Below are 23,959 nucleotides of genomic sequence, written 5' to 3' on the forward strand. Positions count from 1 at the left end.
TTTCAAATGATTATAACAACATGTCATATATTTTTCATTGAAAATCAGTAATTTTCATAAAATTTTCTAAGATTTTTGAAGATAATAAACAGATTATTCACAGTGTTTTATAAGGGTAAATAATATAGGCTACGTGATTGTACTTGCTGTATGGCTTATACGATTTTGTGGCTTATACGATTTTGTATTATTCGTGCGGCTTGTACTTAGTACTGATATTAATGATTGAATAACTACGATTTAACTACAAGTGTTCGATGAGGATGGTAGTCAATGACATTTATTTCTCGCGCAATACGCTACGTTTTGAGAAAAAGAGTAAAAACAGCAATCGTGTTTGTAATACTAGCTTTGATTTCAACGCTTTTGCTAGCATCTTCTGCAGTTGCAATTGCTGCAGAAAAAGAAGGAAAAAAGGTAGAAGAACAAGCAGAATCTAGTTTTGTTTTAGCAAATAATCCGCAAGTAAATCCTGGAACTCCTAGGGGAGCGGGAACCGTTAAACCAAGTGATGTTAAAAAAATCGCGTCACTAAAAAACGTTGATTCGTATGTTTTGCGTCAAAATGTTACAGCCGATTTGGTTGATGCAAAAGCAGCGAGAATCAAAGGTGTTCAAGACTACGATGCGCGCAGAGAAAAGCAATTTGGCAATGCTGTAAACCTAGAAGGAACAAACTCTTCTAAGGGCTTAAATGCGTTCAAAACAAAATCAATTCACATGGTTAAAGGAAGGGCTTTGCGCGAATCAGATGAGCATGCATCCTTAATCCACGAAGATTTAGCAAAACTAAATGGCTTAAAATTAGGCGATTCGCTAACTCTTAAAGCAAACCCTTTCGACGCCGATAACCTTAACCATTCTACGGAGCAAGTAAAAACACGCATAGTTGGAATTTACGGCGGAGCTAACAATCGTCCAGTTGCAACGCGTGCAGAATTAACTGCAAACACTGTGTATACAGATTTAAGAACAACCAGAGAGCTTTACAAATATAAGCCTGGAAAAGAGATATACCAGGACGCAAGTTTTAAGGTTAAAAAAGGAGTGGACGCAGATTCTGTGATTGAAGAAGCGTCTAAGCTGCCGATTGATTTGCAAAACTATCAGATTACTAGAGATGACCAGTTTGTACAAGGCATGATTGGCGCAGCAAAAGGCGTAAAATCCATGATGAACATAACGGTTATTGCAGTAAGCGCGTTTGCTGTTGTAGCTCTTGGATTGGTTCTTATTCTTTGGATTAATGAGCGTAGAAAAGAAATTGGAGTTTTAACTTCCATTGGCGTTGGAAAAGCTTCCCTTGTGTTGCAGCAGCTTTTTGAGCTTGTGTTACTTGCGATTCCAGCCATTGCAATAGGCTATGGTTTTGCTAGCGCAATATCTCCATGGTTTAGCGACTGCGCATTAGGTTCGGTAAAAAATTCCGCCGCGCAGCAGCTTAGCTCAATGGGTCAAGCTGGAGGAAACTTGGAATCAAGCATGGCCACTAGAACTTTAGATAAGATTGCTGTTCAAGTTAGCTTAGATTGCTTAATTCAATCGTCATTAATGGTTCTAATGATTATTATTGTTGCGGTTGCGTTGTCTTATCTTCCTATTTTGCGAAAGTCTCCTAGAGATTTGCTTGGCATGCAAAAGTAGTTGGCATGCAAAAGTAGTTGACGTGCAAAAGTAGGTGGTAAAATGACTCAAATTATAAAAAGATCTTGGCTTGCTATAGTTAGAAAACCAAGGCGTAGCGCTATTTTAGCGTTGATTATTACGGTTGTTCTTAGCGCGCTTATTTGCCAAGCGAGTGTTATTTCTTGCGTAAAAAATCTAGAGAATCAAATAACTTCCAGCATTGGCTTAGGCTTTAGCGTTTACGCAAAAACGCAAGGGCAGACTTTGCCAGAGTCTGATTCTGCTGGCGATTCTTCCAGTGACTCCGTCAGCGATTCTTCTAAGCAATCGCAGCAAGATATTCCTCAAGATTTGCAAAAAAACGAGGGAATTCCCGAAAGTCTTATTGCAAAATTTAAAAAGATTAGTGGAGTAAAAACCATTGCAGAAGAAAAAGATGTTTTAGCAAATCCTGTTAACGCTAAAATTGTAGCGCCAATAAATGGTCCGCGTTTAGACAATGATGAAATGTTCTCGCTTGTTTCAATAACGGGAACAACTAAATCACAGTTAGCGCAGGGATTCCAAGAAGGATTATATAAGCTTGATGAAGGCAGCCATATTGATTCTTCGGTTGCTGGCGACTCTAAGCGCGCGAAATCTGCAATAATTCACAAGAGCTTTGCTAAACAAAATAATCTTAAACTCGGGTCTGTTTTAACTCTAAAACAAGGCAGCAAAAGCGTTAATCTTAAGGTTGTTGGCATTTTTTCTGGCAAGATGCAAACAAAAGGTGCGCTTCCTTCCGATTCTTCCGAAAATCGCGTAATAACTGATTTAGAATCCGCTCTTTACTTGTTTGGAAGTAAAAATCGCAGTTCTATAAAGTGCGTTATGCAAAATCCAAATAATCTAGAAAAAGCTTTAAAAGAAGCCAATAAAATCGCTAAAAACTATGGCAATGGCATGCTTTCTGTAGAAAATAATGCGCAAAGATTTGCCTCTGTTCTTCAATCTGTAAAAACAGTTAGGCAATTAGTGTTTATGATTCTATTTTGCCTTGCGATTGTTGCAGTAATAATTCTTGGCTTAGTTCTTGTATTTTGGGTACGAGGAAGGATTTACGAAGTTGGCGTTTTAATGGCAATTGGTGTAGAAAAACGTGTTATAGCTTTGCAAATGATTATAGAAGTTTTTATAATAACAGCCTTCTGCTCGCTGATGTCTACTGCGATTAGTGGTGCAATATCGTCTAGTGTTGGATCAATGCTATTAGCAAATGTTGCAAATGGTGCAATTACGTACTCATCAAATCAGCCTTTGCTAACTAGCCAAACAGCGTTTGCTATTCTTATAGGATTCGCTATAGCGTTTGTATCTCTATGCATTGCTCTTGCGCCAATAATGTTTAAAAAGCCGCGTTCTATACTCAGCTCAATTAGTTAGAGGAGATTAAAGTGGCGTATTTTGTATGCATATAGCGCTTGCGATTAGTGCGCGGAATATATACATAGGCCAAAATAATCATAAAAATAATAGATAAATTTATAACACAGATTCATAAAAATATAGATTAATAGAAACACAGATTAATAGAATATTGGAGTTTATTATGACAACTTTATTAAAACTAAACAACGTTGATTACTCTTATGGAGCAACTAATATTGCGGTTCTTAAAAATGTTAATGCAGATTTTGAAGCTGGAAAAATCTACAGCATAACGGGGCCATCTGGAGCTGGAAAATCTACCATGTTATCTCTTCTAGCTGGTTTAGACTCGCCAACAAGCGGAACAGTATTGTTTAACGGGCAAGATATTTCAAAGAATGGTGGTTATGCTAATCATCGTAAGAACAATGTTTCTTTAGTTTTCCAGAGTTTTAATCTAATCGACTATTTGACTCCTGTAGAAAACTTGCGTCTTGTTAGCCCAAAGGCGGATTCTACAATTCTTAAAGAGCTGGGTCTTAGCGAAGACGAGTCCACTAGAAATATAACAAAGCTTTCAGGAGGCCAGCAGCAGCGCGTAGCTATTGCGCGAGCGCTTGTATCTTCTGCGCCTGTTATTCTTGCCGACGAGCCAACAGGTAGCTTGGATCCAAACACAACTCAAGAAGTTATAGCAATCTTAAAAGATGCCGCTCATAAGCGCGGAAAATGCGTGATTGTTGTAACGCATTCTAGCGATGTTGCGGATGCTGCAGACGTAAAATATGTTCTTAAAAATAAGCAGCTAATAAAGAAGCAATAAAGAAGATAATAAAACACCAGTAAATCACTAATAAAACACTAATTATTAGCCATTTTTCCGTGCTTATGCGTAAAGTAAAACTTGCGTATAAACTTTGCGCATAAGCTGCGTATTTACGCATATACGGGAGGTTGTTGTGGCAGATATTTTAGATTCAAAACCTGTTGTGGCAGTTGTTATGGGCTCTTCTAGCGATTGGGAAACAATGCGTCACGCATGCGAAATCTTAGAAAAATTTAGAGTGCCGTATATTAAGCAAGTTATTTCTGCACATCGCACTCCAGAACTTATGGCAGATTTTGCGCATAGTGCTAGAAAAAACGGTTTTCGCGTGATTATTGCTGGCGCTGGTGGAGCTGCACACTTGCCAGGTATGATTGCTGCTCAAACAACGCTTCCAGTTGTTGGTGTTCCTGTAAAATCCCATGCTCTTTCGGGCTGGGATTCTTTGCTTTCTATAGTGCAAATGCCTGGCGGAATTCCAGTTGCAACAACCGCCGTTGGCAATTCTGGCGCTACGAATGCTGGCTTGCTTGCTGTAAGCATGCTTAGCACAACAGATAGTCGCCTAGAAAAAGAACTTGAAGATTACCGTAAAGAATTAAAAAAGAAGGTTGAGGAATCTAATGCCGAGCTTATGTGAAGCTACTGATGGTGCTGTAAAGTGCTTAATGCCAGGGGCAACTATTGGAATTATAGGCGGCGGTCAGCTTGGTCGCATGATGGCGATTGCTGCTAGAAGAATGGGCTTTAAAATCGGCGTTTTAGATCCAGCGCATAATTGCCCAGTGTTCCAAGTTGCGGATTTTCAAGTTGAAGCTGAGTATGATGATTTGGAAGCTTTAAAAAAGCTTGCTAAAAGTTGCGATGTGCTTACGTACGAATTTGAAAACGTAAACGCAGATGCTTTAGATAGTGTGCGCGATTTGGTTGCAGTTCCTCAAGGAACCGACTTATTGCGAGTTACGCAAGACCGTGTTTTTGAGAAAAGCTTTATTAACAATCACGGTATTGAAACTGCTAAATGGTGTGAAGTCAACAATTTAGACGATTTAGATAAAGCAATCGAAGAAATAGGTCTGCCTGCAATTCTTAAAACGCGCAGAGGTGGTTACGACGGCCACGGTCAAGACGTTTTGCGCACTAAAGAAGACGTTAATAATGTTCGTAATCGCGTAGAAAATGGCCAAGAGATGCCGCCTTCTATTCTCGAAGGTTTTGTTGACTTTGCTTTTGAAGCATCAATTCTTGTTTCGGGAAATGGAAGCGAATTTGTGACTTATCCGCTTGTAAAAAACGTGCATCACAATAGCATTTTGCACATGACTTTGGCTCCAGCAAATGTTGATGCTAAGGTTCAAGAAGCTGCGCATAGCTTAGCGCTTAGATTGGCTCAAGGCTTTAAGCTTGCTGGAACGCTTGGAATTGAGCTGTTTATTACTAAAGATAATCGCGTAGTAGTAAATGAGCTTGCGCCGCGCCCGCATAATTCGGGGCATTACACGATTGAAGCTTGCGATATGGATCAGTTTGAAGCTCATGTTCGCGGTATTGCTGGATGGCCACTAAAAGAGCCTAAGCTACTTTCTGCTGCTGTTATGGTTAATGTTTTAGGTCAGCATGTTGCACCTACTCGCGCGCTTATTGCGGAGCATCCAGAATGGCATGTTCACGACTACGGCAAGGCACAGGTCCGTAAGAATCGCAAAATGGGCCATATTACTGTTCTTTGCAATAATCCTGTTGAGGAAGCCAATGTGTTAGACTCTACAGGTTGTTGGGATGACGAGCTTGATTAAAAGTTTTTGTTGCGAAAGGTTAAATAATGGTTGGTGAGCCAATACGCAGAAACACTAAGCAAAAAGAAACAGTTCTTGAGCATTTAAAAGCTTCGCGTAATTTTGTTTCTGCTCAAAATTTGCATCGCGCGCTTGTAGAAGATGGGGAAATCATTGGTTTGGCCACCGTTTATCGCCAGCTTAATACGCTTGCACAAAGCGGAGATGTTGATACTGTGCGTTTTAACGGTCAGCAGCTTTTTAGGATTTGCGACGAGAACACGCATCATCATCATCTTGTGTGCGAAAAGTGTGGCAAAACTGTAGACATAGAGCCTCCAGATGACGAAGGTTGGATTCATAAGATTGCTGAATCTCACGGATACACGGTTATAGACCACACTTTGGAAGTGTTTGGGCTTTGCAAAGATTGCAATAGTGAGAAACTAGAGCACTGAGTTAGAGCGCATAAAACACAGCGCATAAAACAAAAGAACGAGGAACAAATCCAACTTTGGGAATGTTCCTCGTTCTTGTAAGTCTACGCTTAAAGGTTCAACTTACTCAGTAACAGCCTTCTTAAGCAAAGAACCAGCGGAGATTCTAACACCGTAAGATGCAGGAATCTTAATGGTTTCGCCAGTACGTGGGTTGCGGCCAGTGCGCTCTGCGCGCTTTACGCGCTCTGCAGAGAACAGACCAGTGAGCTTCAATCCTTCGCCAGACTGCAAAGCCTCAACGAACACATCCTGGAATGCGTTGACAGCGGCCTCGGCCTGTGCCTTGGTAAGGTTGGACTTCTGAGCAATCTTCGAAACGAGATCAGACTTGTTGTATGCCATACAAGCATCCTTTGTGTTAGGGGCCTTCTCTTCCAAAGACCACTTTCACTCATAGATATTAGTACATTTTCCCTACAAATGCGCGGTTTTTCAGCGTTTTATTAAGATTTTTTTACGATTTTTTACTTTTTTTAGTGAATAAAGTGTATAAAAACCGCAAAAATGCCTTATATAGGCTTATTTATGCGGTTTTTAACTAAATATATTCTTTTTTTGACTCGTTAAATTTACACTAATTTGTTATTAAATTAATCCCTTATTGCTAAGACTTTTCATTGCAAAAGCGCCTATTGGTATTCGTAACCAATAGAACATAAGGCGGTAAAGAAGAGTTGCAGATAATGCGATTGTTGGATGAACGCCAACTGAAGTGAATGCAAAAGTCAAAGATGCTTCAACGGCTCCCAATCCGCCAGGCGTTGGAACAGCAGATCCAGCAGTGTTTGCCACTAAGAACAGAAGAACTGTTTCCCAAGGGTTTGCGTAGTATCCAAATGCCAAAAGAGCAATCCAATATCCTAGTCCTGTTGCAAAAACAAGAATCAAACCGCCCAAAGTGCCGTTAAAAAGCTGTTTTGGTTTAGTTACAAGTTCTTTTATCTGTTTGCCATAGTCCGAAAGAATTGGAAGATATTTTTTGCGTATAAATTTGCGAATAGGAGTAATAGCCATAAACGCGCATAGGATTATAGTAACAATTCCTATTACGGTAATAAGCATATGCGTAGGAATCATTCCAGATAGAAGGTTTTTACCAGTAAAAATTCCAACGCTAAATATAACAAGAGCGGTTACTAGCGATTGCAAAAGCCATACTGCGCTTGTAATCGCTGTTGCTTGAGATGTTGAACTACCATTTTTCTTTATAAGTTGCATGTTTACAAACGCAGGACCTACTCCAGCTGGCATAGACACGGCAGTAAAGCCAGAAGCTGCTTGCGATGTAAATAAAACACAAGCATTTGGCTTTGAGTCATCCATAAAAGATCCGAGCGTAATAGAAGACCCAACCCAAGCAAGCATGCTGCATGCAAAGCAAGCAAAGACCATCACGCTATCTGCTTTTTTGAGCGCAAAAATAAATTCTTGCGGATGCAATTGAGTAACAATAGCCGAAATCGCTGCAATAATAAGGATTAAGCTAACAAAGAATCGAATATTAAAACGTGCTAATCTAACAGTGTCGTAGTCTTCTTCGTTGTTAAGCGCGCAAACTTTTTTACTAATCTCATTTTTAAGATCTTCAAAAAGTTTTTTATTACAAGAAGAAAGTGACCTTACAGATGCTGGAACAGCTGCTTTTTGAATAAATGGAAGTATTTGCGCAACTTTATATTCGCCCCAAACGTTTATTGCTGACTCAACAGCAGTTTTTGCATCAATGCAAGACGCGATTATTGTTAAAAGTTGAACTTTATCTAAAGCAATATTAGTTGAATCACTAGCAACATCGCCATTTTGCCAACCTGCAATTAGGGGAGTGCCATCTTCTAGTCGCGCAAGCGATTCTGGACCTATTCTTCTGTGTGTAATGCCTCTAGAGTTTGCAATATCAAGATATTGCATAAGTCTTTGAGCGTCTTTAGCTGTAAGTGTGTTTAGATTGCAAGGAACAAGAACATTGCTAGTATGAAATACCATTATTGATGATTTTTCTAGGTCTGTTACCCCATACACGTTTGCTGTTGCAAGATGCAAGTTTCTAAGAGCAAGTAGCATAGAAAGATGGTGATGTATTGAGTGTCTTGCAGAACGGTCTCGTCTAACTGGAATGTCAATTAGCTTAACCCATTGCCATAGCTGATTTAGATACCCAGGCAAGTGCACTTGATTGTCTAATACAGATATAACGTATCTTGTTCCGTGAATATCAATCGCATCGTATAGCCTTGAATTTTCAATCAAATCGTCGTCAAGACTAGACTTAAGAACTCCACTATGGTCGGTTGTTAGTGTTCTTCTATTAAGCTGAACAAGATGCGTAATGCCAATGTTTTCTAGTGCTTCAACAATATCTTTGCCCCATGCTCCTTTGCTTTGCGTTCCCTTAATAAACCGAATTAGTGTTCCAAAAGAACGTCCAATGCACCAAGATGTTAATGCGCCTGTTAGCGAATGCCAAGAAGTTACGATTAATATTGGAGACGCAATTAGCAGCGCTTGCCAAGAGAGTTTTACGATTTTGTTATCTCTTCTAGGTCCGCTAACAGTTAGAAAAGCAACCAAAACCGCGTACATGTCTGGCAATAATTCTGTGCCATGACTATTAGATATTGAATTAAGAGATGCGAATATCGAAGGATTGTTTAGCGTTGTAAGAATGTAGGAAATATACCATACAAGCGGATACGTTAAAAGCAAAGTTATTGTTGATATTGCCGTATTAATCCATTTTTTTGAATCGATCATTGATACGATTACGCCAGCAACAATTGCGATTGTAAGCGCTTGCTGAAAAAGAGAAGACGGAAGTCCTTTTACAATCCACTCAATAATCTTCCCAGCATTTTTTGCGTCGTGTTCTACGCCTGCTGTTGTTCCCGAAAAACACGTTGCAAATAACACTACTGCTGTAGCTACGCCAGCAGATGCAATTGAGTAGATTAAATCTGCCCAATTGCGAACTAGCTTAGGCTCAACGTCGTTAATAACTAAATCATCTTTTACTTGCGATTGCATAGTACACCGTTTATTTATTAATAGTTATTAATGTTTAATAAGTTATTGAACAAAATAGTTATTGAATAAAATCCACCAAACGTGATGCAATTCCAGTATAAGATTCTGGAGTAAGATTTTTTAGCCTATTTGCAGTCTGAGCATCGAAGTTTCTAGAAGATATAAAATCTTCAACATCTTGTCTAGAAATACTATGACCGCGCATAAGCTCTTTAACTTGCTCGTACGGCTTTTCCATTCCTTCTACGCCAGCAATTTCTTGAGCGCGCATAGCAGTTTGGATTGGCTCTCCAAGAACTTCCCAATTGTTGTTAAGCTCTTCGCTCATCATTTGCGTGTTTGGATGAATTGACTTTAAGCCGCCAAGAAGATTGTTCAAAGCAAGAAGAGCGTAGCCGAATGCGGATCCAACGTTTCTTTGAGTAGTGGAATCTGTTAAATCGCGCTGCCAGCGGCTTTCGGTAAGAGTTGCGCAAAGAGTGTCGAAAAGCGCGCAAGAAATCTCTAGGTTTGCTTCCGCGTTTTCGAATCGAATAGGGTTAACTTTGTGAGGCATTGTGGAAGACCCAGTAGCACCTTTAACAGGAACTTGCACAAAAACGCCGCGAGAAATGTACATCCACACGTCTACAGCAAGATTGTGAAGAATGTGATTAATGTGACTTACAGTGCTATAAAGTTCCGCTTGCCAATCGTGGCTTTCGATTTGCGTTGTAAGAGGATTAAAGCAAAGACCCATTCTGTTTTCTACAAATTCTTTAGAAACGTTAAGCCAATCAACATTAGGGAAAGCAGCAAGATGAGCGCCAAAAGTTCCAGTAGCGCCATTTATTTTTCCAAGATACTCTTGGGAGTTAAGGTGTTTTAGCTGGCGATTTAGTCTATAAACAAACACAGCAAGTTCTTTGCCTAAAGTTGTAGGAGTTGCAGGCTGGCCGTGAGTGAGCGATAGCATTGGCATATCTCTATACTCTTGCGCTTTTTGAGTCAAGTAATCAACAATAGCTTGCAAATTTGGCCTATACACGTTTTCAACAGCGTTTTTTACGCAACGAGCTATAGAAAGATTGTTTATATCTTCGCTTGTGCAAGCAAAATGAACTAATGTTTTAAGATTGCTAAGCTGGGTTTTATGCCCTAATACTTGCTCTGCTTTGTCTAACTCGTCGTCAATATAGTATTCAACAGCTTTAACGTCGTGATGTGTAACAGCTTCGTGAGATGCATGGCGTTTTATGCCTTCTGCTCCAAAGTTTTCTGGGATTGCGCGCAAATAATCGCATTCCTCGTCTGTTAAAGGCTTTACGCCATCTACAATCGTCTTAAAATCGTTTCCCTTATAACCGTTTGCTAGAAGAATCATCCATTCAACTTCTACACGCATGCGCTCGCGGTTTAATGCTGGTTCGCTTAAATATTCTACAAGGCTTGCAGTTTGGTTGTGGTATCTTCCATCTAGAGGAGTCAAAGCAATAGCAGGGCAAATATCAGTAAGCTTCATACTCTAAAGGTTACAGCATGGCAAAAACTACTAAGTTTTGAGCGTTGCTATTTTACTTTGCATTAGTGTTGCATAACACCTTGCCACAATGTTGTTTCTTCTAATTTTCCGCTTAATATATTATTAAAATGTGATTCTTGAGTTCTAATTTCTTTAGACGCAAGTTGGTGAGCATCCGCATATGCTGCTTGATGATAGTTCAAATCGTGTGTGAGTGTTCCTTCTTCTGGTACATTTTTTACTAATATTCCGTCTTTTTCAAAGATATTTTTTGTGTTGCGGTTTGTGTTGCGGTTTGTGTTGTCAATCTTATTACGATTTTGTTTAGAAACATTTTCATCATCTTCTTCTTTTCTTTTAATTCGATTAGCGCTTTTACTTGCCACTGCTTTACTTGCAACTGCGTGAATCGTAACCCAATTATTTCTGCTCGGATTACTTGCTCCGTCTAATGTTGGAACAAGTTCATCTTCCATTTCTATGCTCGTAACCCAAGTTTTGCTTGGAATTGCGTGGTTTGCTATTGGAGACCCAGCAGTTACAACATGTTTTATGTTGTATTGTTTTGAATAGTCGCTAGCAATTCCTGCAGCAACTATTCCTCCTTGAGAATGTCCAACAAGAACAACATTGTCGTTCGCTTTAATTCCGCTCTTTTTCATAGCTTCTACAACCATTCTTGTGCTGTCTGCGTTCATTCTTACGCTTCTAGAACTGCTCATAACCTCTGCATTTTGAGGCCATCCAAAAGGAGACTTTGGTTTACCGTCGGTTCCAGGTATTGTAACAAGCCAAGACGTGCTACCGTCTTTTTGTCTAAAACGTTGAATTGCGATTGTTGCAGCATCTGGATTTGTTTTTGGAGGATGCACCGAAAGATTTCCACTAGAAAGGCTGTTAAGATTTTCAAGCGCTTGATCAATATTGTTTCCCTTATAGAGAAATATTTTAGATTGTGCGTTTTTAGGCAAAACTAGTTTTGTTACTTTAAGATTGTTTCCTTGGTTTGCATCGTTGATTTTTGAGCTAAACATGCTTAATGCGCTTGCAAAAGTGGAAACTGGCGCTTTTGAATGTTTTACATCGTTCTTTTCTTGAATGCTAGAAAAAAGACGAATAGGGATTCCTGTTACGGGGTTTATTAGAAAATGTTTAGAAAAGCCTCTAATAAATCCTTGCTGTATTGGTGCTGTTGCATGACTCCATTTAGAAAAGTTTTTCATACCACTTTTTTGAGTCATGTCTAAAAGTGCGCTGAATCCTACGCTTGCAAAGAATGGCACTGCTGCAATAGGGAAGATTGTAGTTCCAATAGATACAAGGTTATCTAAGGTTTCTCTATTCTTGTATTCTGCTTGAGAATATAAGTTATTTGCTCTGACTATTAGAGTTGCCAATTCACTAAGATTGTTAGACATTGATTCGCATTGGCTTGACTTTATTCTGCATTCGTTAGAATCAGGCAAGTTTTGCAAAGCATGTTGATTAATGTTTTCGCTAAAACAGTTGTTTTGGTTTTGTACAAGAGCTGCTTTTTGGCTTTCGATTTGCATTGCAGTTTGCATCCAACAGGCGCTTAGTGAGTGAAAATCGTTTGATAGTTCGCTAAGTCTTGCAGCTTTTGTTCTATACGCGTTAGAATCATCAACACTAAGAGGTTCTCCGCCAGTTATTGTAGATTTTACTCTCCAAGGCATTATTTACCCCCAAAGTTTAGCATCGATCTAAAAGTAGAATTAGCGTTAATAAAATCACCGTCAACAAAACTAGTGTTAACGCAGCTGATTTGGCATGCTTCTCTAGCAGTTTTAGCCATCTGTTCGTTAAACGCGTTTGCGGCTATTCCGTGCCAGTCTTTAAGCGTGTTGGAGTGTGCTTCGCTAAGCACGCTGTTAGAGCATTGTTCTGTTCTTTCTAACAGCCACTGGTAGTCGTTAAATATGTGCATACAAACATTACACACAATGTTTTTCAAATAGTCACGAAAATTCTTGCAATGTGGTTAAAGGCTATAAGCATTGAAATATAAGGTTTTTTGCGTTTTAAGTCGTTTTTTTTAACGAATTTTATCGCAAATTTTAGCGCGATCTACCAAGGCTTATTGCTTGAGTCTTCTTTTTTAGAAGACTTAGTTTTTTCATTCTTGCTTGATTCGCTTTTAGTGGAATCATCGCTATTTTGATTTGATTGATTTTGCGAATTTTGGCTAGAATCGCTTTGATTATTTTGCTTTAGCAAGTCTTGAATTTTACTTTTTTGCGAATCGCTTAAGCTGGATTTGTTGGATTTTTCTTGCGCTTTATTAGTCATATTTTTGCGATTATTTTGGCTTGTTTGCGCATTAGAATCCGTATCTTTTTTATCTTGGTTAAGTTGCTTTTGCAAGCTTTTAGTAAGCTCTTTAGATATTATTGCGTTATGATTAATGCTCTTTAATAAGTGCGGCATTAAAATCGTGTAAGGCGATTTTGCTTCGTTAAATTGGTCATCAACCTGTTTTTGAGATACAACCAACGTTTCTTTATCTGCATCAACTTTTTTCGATGCATTTATGTTGTTTATAAGACTTTTTGTAGCAGCGTTATACGTTGATTCTGCTTTAAGATTAGTTGCAATTAAATAGATTGAAATCATGCATAAAAATATAACAATAGAAGATATTGCAATAATAGAAAATCTTAGGAATGACTTAGGTGTGATTTTGCTAATCATATAAGCTTCCTCGATTTTGTAATCCAGCATGCCAATTCCCAAAGAATTAATACACTTGCAAGAATAGCAAACGGCCAAACGATTGGATACGGTCTAAGTCTTGGCTTAACAGTGTTGTTTTGTCTCCATTGTTTAGAAAGAATCTGCTTTGCTTCTACGCCAATAGAATGGTCTTTACTGGAATCAACATATTTTCCACTAAGCTCGTCTGCAATATTCTTAAGATTTTTTGAATCCATTTTAGAAATTCCAGGCTTTTTTGTAGAAGGGTCAATAACCCATTTTTCAGACTGTTTTATAGAAGAATCAGTTACGTTAATATCGTCTAAATCATCCAACTTAGTGCTTTTATTTGGTATTTTTCCGCCATTTTTAGAGCCAACACCAATTACGTAAGCATGATTTATGTAGCCGCGCAAAGATGAGAATGTTCTGCGCTTTCTGCTAGTGGTTTCTTCGCCATCGCTAATCAAATACAAAACAGTAACATCTTGCGGATGAGCGTCGTGAATCGCTTGAGTGGCAAGAAGAGTTTTATCTAGAGGAGCGTCTAAGCTCGTTCCGTTTGAAACTCCAACAGGCTCTGTGTTAATAGTGTTAACCCAATTTTCAATGGCATTTGCGTCTGGAGTTAGTGGAACGTCAACACTAGAAGACGCTCCAAATCTTATTGCGCTAAAGCTTGCATTTGCGTAATTATTCGTTACTTGCTTTATTATTTGCTTTGCGCTGTTAAACCTAGTAGTGCGATTGTTGTTTAAGTCTTTGGAATCATTAACGTTCATAGAGCCAGTAACGTCTAAAACAAATATTACGTTTGTAGCGTTAAGAGAGCGTTGAAAAGTGCTTTTCATAATGCATGGGCATAATGCGCAAATCGCAAGCAAAACGCATATTAAAACTCTGCGAACACGCATATAAACAGTTTCATCTGTGCTATAAGAGTTGCGTTTTAGAGGGAAAATCTCAAATAGTGCTAAAACAGCAAGAATTGCAATTAAGATTAACGAAATCCAACTAAAATATATTCTCATCGTTTTATCCTTCTTGCAAAAATAAGCCAAAGAGACACAAAAATAACCGCTAAAATTGTTGCAATACTAGGGTCATCGCTTAAAGCTGATTGAGATGAATCATTTGGAATACTCGTATGTTGCTGCTCGATTTTACGAACCAAAGCCATTACAGAATCAGCGTTATGTTGCGTTAAGAAAATACCTCCGTTTTGAGTAATTAGATCACGCATTTGCCTAGTGGTTGCCTCGTTTTCGCTTTGAGCAGACCCAGAATACAATCCATCAACTTGAATATTCGCTTGTTTTGTTAAATCCAAAGCTGCTTTAAGCGAATAAGACGGCTTTCCAGAAACAACATTGTCTGTTGCTAAAACAATAGAAGCACTGCGATTAAGGCGATTATGAGGCTTTTTAGAATTGTTAGAAGAGCCGTACACAACTCCAGGAATCATTGCAGCACAACTAACAAGACCATCTCCGATTAAAGATGTTGCTTCTTTTCGATTTTGAGTTCCATCAAGCCATGTAGAAATTTGCTGATATTGCTTTTGTTGCATATTGTCGATTTTGTCTTGCGTTTGAACTCCGTCTAAGAGTTTAGAAGCGTATTGCAATTGCTTTTTAACAAGCGAATAATCGTCTGTTAGTGGAAAAACAGTTCTAGATGTTGAGTTAAAAATACTCAAGCCAATGCGCTCGCCTTGAAAATGCTCAACAAATTTTAAGTAAGCGTTAATAACTTCTAAATCGTAGGGAAGAGTGGATCCAGAAACGTCTAAGCAAAGCACAATATCTCTAGAACTCGATTGCTCGTTTGCGTCTAAAACTCTAGAAGGCCTTGCACTAAGAATTAGCGTGCATAAAAGAGCAAGAGAAAGCATTAAGGCGCATGTTCTTCGCAAAATATTCCATAATCGCCATCTTCTTGAGCATATGTTTCCTTTAAGGTCTTCGTCTAAAGAAAAAGACGTTAAAAAGCTTGTTTCTAATATTTTGGAAGATTTAATTTTGTAGTTTTTAGAATTACGTTTTTTAATCTCACTTATTGCAAACGCTAATATTGCAACAATTACGCTTATTAAAACGCCAAAAACAAAGATTAGCGGCCATTTTAATCGCATTGAAAATAGTGTTGAAGCAAATATTTTGCTCATTTCTAAATTAGGTATTGCCAAATTATGCATTGCAAAATTATGTATTGCAAAAGTGCATGTGCTTAAAGTGGAGAATGTCATCTTTTATTCTCCTTTGGCTTGTTTTCCTTTGTTTTCCAACTTTCAAGAAGAACAAGAACCCACCTTGCGCCTTGATCAACATCCGTATTTTTAGCTTGATTATTATACTTAGTATCTGCAAATTCAGTAGGGTATAGTGCTGCAATAGTTTGGCGCAATAAGTCTGCTCCATGCGTGTTCTTCCAAGAGTTTCTAAGCGAACTTATGTCTGAAAGAGTGTGTGATTTAATGTTTTCGCCACTGATTATCGAAACATATTGTCTTGCAATTTGAGCTAATTTTGCAAAAGCTTGATCTTTTTTAATCTTTTTTTGATTATAGTCGCTAACAACTTGCTCGATTTTTTTACGCCATTCTTGCTTATTTGCATTTAGAGTATGCGCAGCATTCTTTATATCTTTTTTAGTATTAACTTTAGGATTGATTTTGCATATAGCAAAGTAGAGCGTTGCGCTTGCTAAAAGTGCCACTATTATGCTTAAGCCAATAAAAGCAAGTAGCATTGTTTCGTCGTTTAGAACCTTTTGAACATTAAGAATACTCACTGATTACACCAACCCAAACTACTCTAAGAGTAAATCTTGATTCTTCTTAACATTAAAAACGCTATTTTGCAAAGTTGCGTTGCAAATAAATTTAGCTAAAGAATGGAATATTTGGCTGCTGGAAGATCCTCGTATAAGGCAAGCCTTATAAGTGTTTAAGCAATCATGCAAAGCGTTGTTTACAAATGCTCTATGTGCTTTTACCTCTTTAGCGCATGAATCATCTATTAAAAACGCTGGTATTTTGCGCATAGTTGTTCCATCAACTATTGGAATATTTTTAGACGCGCTAAATGGGTTTACAGGATTTATTGTTACAACTATTAAAGAATGTAAACTTGCGATTTTTTGCAAATCGTTAAAATGTTTTTGCAAAATAGCGTATTCGTCCGTAATTATTACGATCAAACTATGTTTTTGTGTAATCGAATTAGCAAAATCAATAATTGCATTTGTGTTTCTAGTCTTTTTGCGTGCGTTGCATAGTGAAATATCTAAGCTACGTTCAAAATCAGGAAGATTCCTGCAAGATGGGATTCTTAAAATATTATCTCCATCAAATAAAGCGCAATCAAGCGAATCGTTGCGTTTTAAGCTTAAAGACGCAAAAAAGCATGCTGTGTTGGAAGCAGCCTCATATAAGTACTCATTGCTTTTAGATGCGCAAGAAGCATTCATATTTACGCTAGAATCCACAAGAATCCAAGTTTTAGAAGAAGATTCGCGCTGCCTGGAAGAAACCATCGGCTCGCCAACTCTTGCGCTGGCTTTCCAATTAATCATTCTGGCTTCGTCTCCAGGCTGCCACGCGTGAACGTCTACTAAGTCGCCATTGCCAAATTTTTGACTAGAAGGATGTTCTCCTTCGAAAATGCTTAAAGATTTTTTTGCAAGTGGCAAATTTAGGCGATTGTCTAATACTTCGATTTTTCTTCTAACTTTTTTAGACGAATCGGAGCATAGTAAACTTCTTTTAGCATTATTAGTAAAAAAAGTTGGATGAGAATAAGCGTTAAGCAGTTTTGCAAAAATCATGGTGCAGGAACCGTCTTCACTATTGCATCAATAACTTGATCGCTAGTAATCGAATCCGCTAAAGCTTCAAAAGTCAAAAGAATTCTGTGTCTAAGAACTTCGTGAGCAAACTTTTTAACATCTTCTGGAATAACGTAATCTCTTCCAGAAAGCAAAGCTTGAGCTTGACCAATGCGAATCAAAGCAATAGAAGCTCTAGGGCTTGCTCCCATTCTAACTAGCGAAGAAATAGTTTTAAGAGGATGACTTCCTTGGCCTCTAGAAGTTGCAACAATATCTACAGCATACTTCATAACAGCTTCCGAAACATGCACTCGCTTAGCAGCTGCACGCAAAAAAGTAACGTCTTTCAAACTTATTTTTTGACTATTAAGCGTTTGAGGATTAAAAACGTCGCTTCCTCTGTTTGTTAGAAGCTCCAACATGCTTACTTCTTCACTAGGTGAAGGATAAGTCATAACTGCCTTAAGCATAAAACGATCCATTTGAGCTTCTGGAAGATTAAAAGTGCCTTCTTCTTCAATAGGATTTTGTGTAGCAATAACCATAAAAGGCTGAGGCAGATTAATGCGTTCTCCACCGATTGTTGTTGCGCCTTCGGCCATTGCTTCTAGCATAGCGGATTGTGTTTTTGCGTTAGAACGATTGATTTCGTCTAGAAGAATCACGTTTGCGTGAATAGGGCCGATTTGTGTTGTAAATCTTTGAGAAGCAAAGTCAAAAACTTGTGTTCCAACTAAGTCTGCTGGCATTAAATCAGGAGTGCATTGAATTCGCTTAAAACTTCCAGACATAGCTGTTGCAAGAGTCTGCGCAGCAGTTGTTTTTGCAAGTCCTGGAACTGATTCAATAAGAATGTGGCCCCCAGCAATAAGCGTCAAAATAAGTGATTCTCTAAGTGAATCTTGGCCTACAAGCGTTTGTGTGAATCTGGAGCGAAGAATGGCAGCTATTTGCTGTGCTTTTTTAATGCTTTCGTTAGACACGCCTACAGATATTGGCTGATTTACTTCGTCTATTGTGCTAGAAGCAACATCATTGGAAACGGGCGTGCGAGGTTGAGGTGGAAGAGTGAAAACACCAGTATTCGCACTATTATTTTGACTATTTGGTTGTGGAGGGAATAATGCCATGCGTTTTATTTTAACCGATATGCGCTACCTTAGATTCTTTTAGTTTCTATTTTTGGCAAGTCTTTACTTGTTTTTTCTATAAACTCCAGTCAATTGGTGTTGTGCCTAGAGATATTAATGCTTGATTTGCTCTAGAAAATGGCTTTGACCCAAAAAATCCTCTTGAAGCAGAAAGTGGGCTTGGATGAGGGGATTGAATAATTATTGCATTTGTAAGAAGAGGGGACAGGCTTTGAGCGTTTCTGCCCCAAAGAATAGCCACAAGTGGAAGTGGTTTGCCATTAGCATCTTTACGATTATTTAATGCTGTTATTGCAGCATCTGTGATTTGTTCCCAGCCTTTTCCTTGATGACTATTAGCTTTTCCAGCTTCTACGCTAAGGCATCTGTTCAAAAGCATTACGCCTTGCTTAGTCCAAGGTGTTAAATCGCCATTTTTAGGCATTGGAACGTTTAAGTCGCTAACTAATTCTTTGTAAATATTAGTCAGACTTTTAGGCAACGGTTTAACACGAGCATCTACACAAAAACTAAGACCAACGGGGTGGCCTGGAGTAGGGTATGGGTCTTGGCCAACAATAAGAACTTTTATTTGATTAAATGGAATAGTAAAAGCTCTAAGAATATTATGACTTTCTGGCAAAAATCGCCTTCCGCATGCCATTTCTTCGCGCAAGAAGTCTCCCATTTTGTGAATTTGCGGCTCAACTGGCTCAAGAGCATTTGCCCAATCTGGGTCTATTAGCTCTTGCAAAGATTTTCGCTGCTTAATATTCATGTTTATCAACTCTAAAACAAGGCTTATAAAACAAGTGTGCAAACAAGTGTTGCAAAAGCTAAAACAGATATTAGCGTAAACAAAAATTTTACGCTTTGTGCGCGCCATTCGCTAATATGGATTCATATTGTTTAGATAGTTTTAGAAGGGATGCAATTATGGCGCATAAGCAGAACGTGTCGTTTACACCAGATGCTTTTGATAATCCACCAGAAGGTCCTGTTGGTGTTCATCGCGGAAATCGCGCTTGGTATGCTGTATTGCTCCCATACGTAGTAGTCATAGCTATGGCTGTTATTTTAGGCGTTTTTGCGTGGGCTATTATGTCTGGAGAAATCAACAATATTCGTTTGCCTTGGAGTGCAAATCAGTCAACAAATGCTAAGTCTTCTAACGTTAAGAGCGGTAAGATTGATGAGAGCAAGAGCAAGTCGGATGATGCTGATGACGACTCAGACGAAGATAGAGATCCAGTAAAAACCGATAAGTCAAACAAAACAGATAAAAACAGTAATAGCTCTAAGGATTCTAAAGACAATAATGCAAGCGACTCAAATGCTTCTGAACAACCTATTAACAAGACTGTTCCAGTAAGAGTTGTTAACGCAACAAAGATTCAGGGTCATGCGGCTCAAGAAGCAGCAAAGCTTAAGCAAGCAGGCTATTCAAGTGTAGAAGCTGCAAATCCTTCTGGAAATGTTCCTGCTGATTCTGTTGTTTGGTATAAGGGAGACGAGAATCGATCTGCTGCTGAAGATATTGCTAAGACGCTTGGAATTAGCAATGTTGAACCTGCAAATCAAATAGCAACTACTATTGTTGTTGTTTTGTGCAAGTAGAATTACGATTTTCTTATTTCGTAATAATTTTAACTAATAAATAATTGCTTAAGTAGCTAAGTAGAAAGTCACAATAAGTGGCTTTTTACTTGGCTATTTTTGATTTTAGACTATAGATTTTTTCTATAGATTTTTGATTATAGTTGGCACTCGGGCACGTAGAGTGCTAATCTTCATTTAGCACTCAGTTTAACGGTTTAGTCAACAGCTGACGGTTGATTAGCTAAAAGAAGCATGAGTGAGTGTCCATAGTTAAGTTATGTGGAGGAATAATGGCAAAGATTATTGCCTATGAAGAGGATGCCCGCCAGGGTATGCTTGCTGGTCTTGATAAGCTTGCAAATACAGTAAAGGTCACTCTTGGACCAAAGGGTCGTAACGTAGTTCTAGATAAGTCTTACGGTGCTCCAACAATCACCAATGATGGCGTTTCAATCGCTAAAGAGATTGATCTTGAAGATCCATACGAGCGCATTGGTGCTGAGTTAGTTAAGGAAGTTGCTAAGAAGACTGATGACGTTGCAGGCGACGGCACTACAACCGCTACCGTTTTGGCTCAGTCTTTGGTGCACGAAGGCTTAAAGAATGTTGTTGCAGGAAGCAATCCAATTGCTCTTCGCCGCGGCATTGAAAAAGCTTCCGAAGCAATTGTTAAGGAATTGCTTGCGTCTGCTAAAGACGTTGAAACAAAGGATCAAATCGCCGCTACTGCTACGATTTCTGCTGCCGACCCAGAAGTTGGCGAAAAGATTGCAGAAGCTCTAGATAAGGTTGGCCAAGATGGCGTTGTTACTGTTGAAGACAACAACAAGTTTGGTCTTGATTTGGACTTTACAGAAGGCATGCGCTTCGATAAGGGTTACATTTCCCCTTACTTTGTAACTAACGCAGAAGATCAGACTGCTGTTTTGGAAGACCCATACATCTTGCTTACTTCTGGCAAGGTTTCTAGCCAGCAAGACATTGTTCATGTTGCAGAACTTGTTATGAAGTCTGGTAAGCCATTGCTTATTATTGCGGAAGACGTTGATGGCGAAGCTTTGCCAACTCTTGTTCTTAACAAGATTCGTGGCACTTTCAACACTGTAGCTGTTAAGGCTCCAGGCTTTGGCGATCGTCGTAAGGCAATGTTGCAAGATATGGCAATTTTGACTGGCGCTCAGGTTGTTTCTGACGACCTTGGCTTAAAGCTTGATTCTATTGATGCATCTGTGTTTGGTCACGCATCTAAGGTGATTGTTTCTAAGGATGAAACAACTATCGTTTCTGGTGCTGGTTCTAAGGAAGATGTTGAGGCTCGTGTTGCTCAAATTCGCGCAGAGATTGAGAACACTGATTCCGATTACGATCGCGAAAAGCTTCAGGAGCGTCTTGCAAAGCTTGCTGGCGGCGTTGCTGTTATTAAGGTTGGTGCTGCTACAGAAGTAGAAGCCAAGGAGCGCAAGCATCGCATCGAAGACGCAGTGCGTAATGCTAAGGCTGCAATCGAAGAAGGCTTGCTCCCAGGCGGTGGTGTTGCTCTTGTTCAAGCTGCTGCAAAGGTTGAGAAGTCTGCAGAAATCGCAAATCTTAAGGGCGAAGAAGCTACTGGCGCTGCAATCGTGTTCCGCGCTGTAGAAGCTCCAATCAAGCAGATTGCTCAAAATAGCGGTGTTTCTGGAGACGTTGTTCTTAACAAGGTTCGCGAACTTCCAGAAGGCCAGGGCTTTAATGCTGCAACCAACGCTTACGAAGATTTGATGGCTGCTGGCGTTACCGACCCAGTTAAGGTAACTCGTTCTGCTCTACAGAATGCTGCTTCTATTGCTGGTTTGTTCTTAACAACCGAGGCTGTTGTTGCTAACAAGCCAGAAAAGCCAGCTGCAGCTCCTGCAGGCGGCGCAGAGATGGGCTACTAAATTAAATTAACTCTTTGATTGAGTCTGTTTAGTTATCAATACATGAGCGGTAAAGTTTTGGCTTTGCCGCTCATGTTTTTTGTTTTTGTTTTTGTGATTTTTGATTTGTGACTTTTGTTTAGTTCATTGCAAACAAGGAAGTTGCTTGTGTTTCTGTATCCATGTAAATGTTAGAAACATTTTGCATTGCTAATTGAATTGCCTCTAGAGATTGCTCCATTTGTTGGTGTGCTGCACGCCATTGCCCAGCGGTTGCTGCAAACTGAGTTGCAGCAGGGCCAGTCCACACGCTTTGTAATTGCTGTAGATTTGCGTACATTCCATTTGTTGCGTCTCTAATCGCATTAATCGAAGATCCGACTGCTGCAGCAGATTGCTGAATTTGCTCTGAGTCTACTCTAAATTGTGCCATTTTTACTCCTTAATGTTTGTAAATGTATGTGTTTTTCTATGTTTTTTTTTATTTCCGTGTTCTCTAATGCTTGTATAGAATGTGCTTGTACAGAATGATGCGTCTAAAACTTAATTTTGCTCTTGTTTCTTGTAATCTAAAAACACGGTATTATGAATATATGCCATTAAGCGATTATGACAAAGATTTTTTTACTAATGTGGTTAAAGGCTTATGCACACTTATAATGCTTGCGTTTTTGAGCCAAATTGTTCTATTTTCAAGCACTGCTTTTGCTGAAGATGAATCAAAAAATGGTGATTTAGCAAATAAAAGTTCTAATAATTATGGCATTGTTGCTACTGATTCAATCACAGATACGGAAAATCTTCTAGGGGATTCCGTTGCAAAAGTTTCCGATATGATTGCTAGCACAAAAAAGCAAACTGGAGTGTCTGTACGTCTTCTTTATTTATCGAATTTTAGTGGTAGTAAAGACCCATCAAAGTGGGCTAGCGATTTATTAACAAGCACGAATCCACCTGCAAACACAGTTCTTCTAGCAGTTGCTACTCATGATGGAAAGCTTGTTGTTGCAGTTTCCCCTAATTCCGACGAATGGCTTAAAAGAAAAACAACAGTTGACTTATTGTCGGATGCAGCTTATAGGCCATTAGTTAACGAGCAGGGTGCTGACTGGGCTAAGTCTGCGATTTTGCTTATGAAGCAGATTTCTAGAGCTAAAAAGACGTCGGTTACGCCTTCAACAAGTATTATTGCAACTATTGTTATGATTGTTGTGATTGCTGCATTGTTTGTAATTGTTGCGATTGTGCTTTATAGAAGAAATTATGTGCTAAAGCAAGTTAAACTGGGCTTTAGAAAAGCTAAGCGTAGGCACGCATCTAATAAATAAAATTATTTTTTCCAGGAAACACTCAGGAAACATTCAGCTTTATAAGTGATGCTAAACAGTATGGGTAAGAATGTAGAAGCATCTATTGTTGTGGTCGATGATGAACCTTCAATTCGTGAACTTTTGGTTGCATCGTTGCATTTTGCTGGATTTGACGTAGAAACCGCTGCTTCTGGATCGGAAGCAATCGAGGTTATAGAGCGCGTTCATCCAGATCTTATTGTTATGGACGTTATGTTGCCAGATATAGACGGTTTTACCGTTACAAGGCGAATCCGCCAAAATGGTGTAGTAGTGCCAGTTCTGTTTCTTACAGCTAGAGATGATACTCAAGATAAGATTATGGGCTTAACAGTTGGCGGAGACGACTACGTTACAAAGCCTTTTAGCCTAGAAGAAGTAGTTGCTAGAATACGAGCGATTTTGCGCAGAACTCAAGAGCCAGAAGAAGACACTCCTGTTGTGCGCGTTGCAGATTTAGAGATTAATGAGGACTCGCACGATGTTTCTAGAGCTGGAGTTCCAATCGAGCTAAGTCCTACGGAATACAAGCTTTTGCATTACTTAATGGATAACGAAGGCAGAGTGTTGTCTAAAAGCCAGATTCTTAATCACGTTTGGCAATACGATTGGGGTGGAGACGCAGCAATCGTTGAATCCTATATTTCTTATCTTAGAAAGAAAATCGACGGTATTGAGATTAAGCATGATGACGGCTCTATAGAGAAAGTCGTTCCACTTATTGAAACTAAGCGCGGAATTGGTTACATGATTCGCGTACCAAAGGCAGGTCAAGCCTGAT

The 23,959-nt window shown here is 39.1% G+C and carries 23 protein-coding genes; 10 read left to right on the forward strand and 13 right to left on the reverse strand.

Annotation, left to right across the window (positions count from 1 at the left end):
- Positions 1–273 precede the first annotated feature (273 nt).
- The 6 genes from ACPEIW_RS03175 to ACPEIW_RS03200 all read left to right on the forward strand — a co-directional run bounded on the left by ACPEIW_RS03175 (position 274) and on the right by ACPEIW_RS03200 (position 6,095).
- A complete protein-coding gene (locus tag ACPEIW_RS03175) occupies positions 274–1,644 on the forward strand; it encodes an ABC transporter permease (protein ID WP_016801477.1) in 1,371 nt (456 codons plus the stop codon).
- A gap of 42 nt (positions 1,645–1,686) precedes the next feature.
- Positions 1,687–3,051, forward strand: coding sequence for an ABC transporter permease (locus tag ACPEIW_RS03180; protein WP_016801476.1), 1,365 nt, complete (start codon positions 1,687–1,689; stop codon positions 3,049–3,051).
- A 166-nt stretch (positions 3,052–3,217) separates the two neighbouring features.
- Positions 3,218–3,859: an ABC transporter ATP-binding protein gene (locus ACPEIW_RS03185; protein ID WP_016801475.1), complete on the forward strand. Its 642-nt coding sequence runs from the start codon at positions 3,218–3,220 to the stop codon at positions 3,857–3,859.
- Positions 3,860–4,037: 178 nt separating this feature from the next.
- On the forward strand, positions 4,038–4,502 hold the full coding sequence (gene purE / locus ACPEIW_RS03190; RefSeq protein WP_410294377.1) for a 5-(carboxyamino)imidazole ribonucleotide mutase: 465 nt from the start codon (positions 4,038–4,040) through the stop codon (positions 4,500–4,502).
- Positions 4,486–5,658 (forward strand): 5-(carboxyamino)imidazole ribonucleotide synthase, encoded by a 1,173-nt coding sequence (purK, locus tag ACPEIW_RS03195; protein WP_425663013.1) that lies wholly within the window; start codon positions 4,486–4,488, stop codon positions 5,656–5,658. The genes purE and purK overlap by 17 nt, the downstream gene beginning before the upstream one ends.
- Before the next feature lie 26 nt (positions 5,659–5,684).
- A complete protein-coding gene (locus ACPEIW_RS03200; protein WP_016840232.1) occupies positions 5,685–6,095 on the forward strand; it encodes a Fur family transcriptional regulator in 411 nt (136 codons plus the stop codon).
- Between the two features lie 102 nt (positions 6,096–6,197).
- Here ACPEIW_RS03200 and ACPEIW_RS03205 read toward each other — a convergent pair whose 3' ends face one another.
- The 12 genes from ACPEIW_RS03205 to ACPEIW_RS03260 form a co-directional block, all read right to left on the reverse strand.
- Entirely contained in the window at positions 6,198–6,479 is a 282-nt protein-coding gene (locus tag ACPEIW_RS03205; protein ID WP_004112617.1) for an HU family DNA-binding protein, read from the reverse strand.
- Between the two features lie 243 nt (positions 6,480–6,722).
- A complete protein-coding gene (locus ACPEIW_RS03210; RefSeq protein WP_425663017.1) occupies positions 6,723–9,158 on the reverse strand; it encodes a lysylphosphatidylglycerol synthase transmembrane domain-containing protein in 2,436 nt (811 codons plus the stop codon).
- Positions 9,159–9,216: 58 nt separating this feature from the next.
- Positions 9,217–10,659: an adenylosuccinate lyase gene (gene purB / locus ACPEIW_RS03215; RefSeq protein WP_016635806.1), complete on the reverse strand. Its 1,443-nt coding sequence runs from the start codon at positions 10,657–10,659 to the stop codon at positions 9,217–9,219.
- Positions 10,660–10,721: 62 nt separating this feature from the next.
- Positions 10,722–12,356 carry an esterase/lipase family protein gene (locus tag ACPEIW_RS03220; protein ID WP_425663019.1) on the reverse strand — a complete coding sequence of 545 codons (1,635 nt, stop codon included), beginning with the start codon at positions 12,354–12,356 and terminating at the stop codon, positions 10,722–10,724.
- Positions 12,356–12,607, reverse strand: a complete 252-nt coding sequence (locus ACPEIW_RS03225; RefSeq protein WP_016840224.1) for a hypothetical protein — start codon at positions 12,605–12,607, stop codon at positions 12,356–12,358. Before ACPEIW_RS03225 ends, ACPEIW_RS03220 begins: the two co-directional genes overlap by 1 nt.
- Before the next feature lie 140 nt (positions 12,608–12,747).
- The gene (locus ACPEIW_RS03230) at positions 12,748–13,401 is read right to left on the reverse strand and encodes a DUF6466 family protein (protein ID WP_425663022.1); all 654 of its coding nucleotides are present in this window, start codon (positions 13,399–13,401) and stop codon (positions 12,748–12,750) included.
- The gene (locus ACPEIW_RS03235; RefSeq protein ID WP_425663024.1) at positions 13,368–14,405 is read right to left on the reverse strand and encodes a vWA domain-containing protein; all 1,038 of its coding nucleotides are present in this window, start codon (positions 14,403–14,405) and stop codon (positions 13,368–13,370) included. The genes ACPEIW_RS03230 and ACPEIW_RS03235 overlap by 34 nt, the downstream gene beginning before the upstream one ends.
- The gene (locus ACPEIW_RS03240) at positions 14,402–15,541 is read right to left on the reverse strand and encodes a vWA domain-containing protein (protein WP_425664398.1); all 1,140 of its coding nucleotides are present in this window, start codon (positions 15,539–15,541) and stop codon (positions 14,402–14,404) included. Before ACPEIW_RS03240 ends, ACPEIW_RS03235 begins: the two co-directional genes overlap by 4 nt.
- Before the next feature lie 77 nt (positions 15,542–15,618).
- Entirely contained in the window at positions 15,619–16,167 is a 549-nt protein-coding gene (locus tag ACPEIW_RS03245; protein ID WP_016635800.1) for a hypothetical protein, read from the reverse strand.
- Positions 16,168–16,185: 18 nt separating this feature from the next.
- The gene (locus ACPEIW_RS03250; RefSeq protein WP_425663026.1) at positions 16,186–17,202 is read right to left on the reverse strand and encodes a DUF58 domain-containing protein; all 1,017 of its coding nucleotides are present in this window, start codon (positions 17,200–17,202) and stop codon (positions 16,186–16,188) included.
- Positions 17,199–18,335, reverse strand: a complete 1,137-nt coding sequence (locus ACPEIW_RS03255; RefSeq protein WP_425663028.1) for an AAA family ATPase — start codon at positions 18,333–18,335, stop codon at positions 17,199–17,201. Before ACPEIW_RS03255 ends, ACPEIW_RS03250 begins: the two co-directional genes overlap by 4 nt.
- Before the next feature lie 76 nt (positions 18,336–18,411).
- On the reverse strand, positions 18,412–19,113 hold the full coding sequence (locus ACPEIW_RS03260; RefSeq protein ID WP_425663030.1) for a uracil-DNA glycosylase: 702 nt from the start codon (positions 19,111–19,113) through the stop codon (positions 18,412–18,414).
- Positions 19,114–19,271: 158 nt separating this feature from the next.
- Here ACPEIW_RS03260 and ACPEIW_RS03265 point away from each other — a divergent pair, with 158 nt between their 5' ends.
- Entirely contained in the window at positions 19,272–19,952 is a 681-nt protein-coding gene (locus ACPEIW_RS03265; RefSeq protein ID WP_425663032.1) for a LytR C-terminal domain-containing protein, read from the forward strand.
- Between the two features lie 272 nt (positions 19,953–20,224).
- Positions 20,225–21,850: a chaperonin GroEL gene (gene groL / locus ACPEIW_RS03270; protein ID WP_425663034.1), complete on the forward strand. Its 1,626-nt coding sequence runs from the start codon at positions 20,225–20,227 to the stop codon at positions 21,848–21,850.
- 118 nt (positions 21,851–21,968) lie between these two features.
- On the opposite strand, the gene ACPEIW_RS03275 is transcribed toward groL, so the two are convergent.
- Positions 21,969–22,262, reverse strand: coding sequence for a WXG100 family type VII secretion target (locus ACPEIW_RS03275; RefSeq protein ID WP_422111799.1), 294 nt, complete (start codon positions 22,260–22,262; stop codon positions 21,969–21,971).
- Positions 22,263–22,422: 160 nt separating this feature from the next.
- Here ACPEIW_RS03275 and ACPEIW_RS03280 point away from each other — a divergent pair, with 160 nt between their 5' ends.
- Both ACPEIW_RS03280 and ACPEIW_RS03285 read left to right on the forward strand, forming a co-directional pair.
- Positions 22,423–23,157, forward strand: a complete 735-nt coding sequence (locus ACPEIW_RS03280) for a TPM domain-containing protein (RefSeq protein WP_425663036.1) — start codon at positions 22,423–22,425, stop codon at positions 23,155–23,157.
- Positions 23,158–23,217: 60 nt separating this feature from the next.
- The gene (locus tag ACPEIW_RS03285; protein WP_032812835.1) at positions 23,218–23,958 is read left to right on the forward strand and encodes a response regulator transcription factor; all 741 of its coding nucleotides are present in this window, start codon (positions 23,218–23,220) and stop codon (positions 23,956–23,958) included.
- Position 23,959 lies beyond the last annotated feature (1 nt).

Source organism: Gardnerella piotii (genome assembly GCF_049815665.1).
In the GTDB taxonomy this organism is placed as follows: domain Bacteria; phylum Actinomycetota; class Actinomycetes; order Actinomycetales; family Bifidobacteriaceae; genus Bifidobacterium; species Bifidobacterium piotii.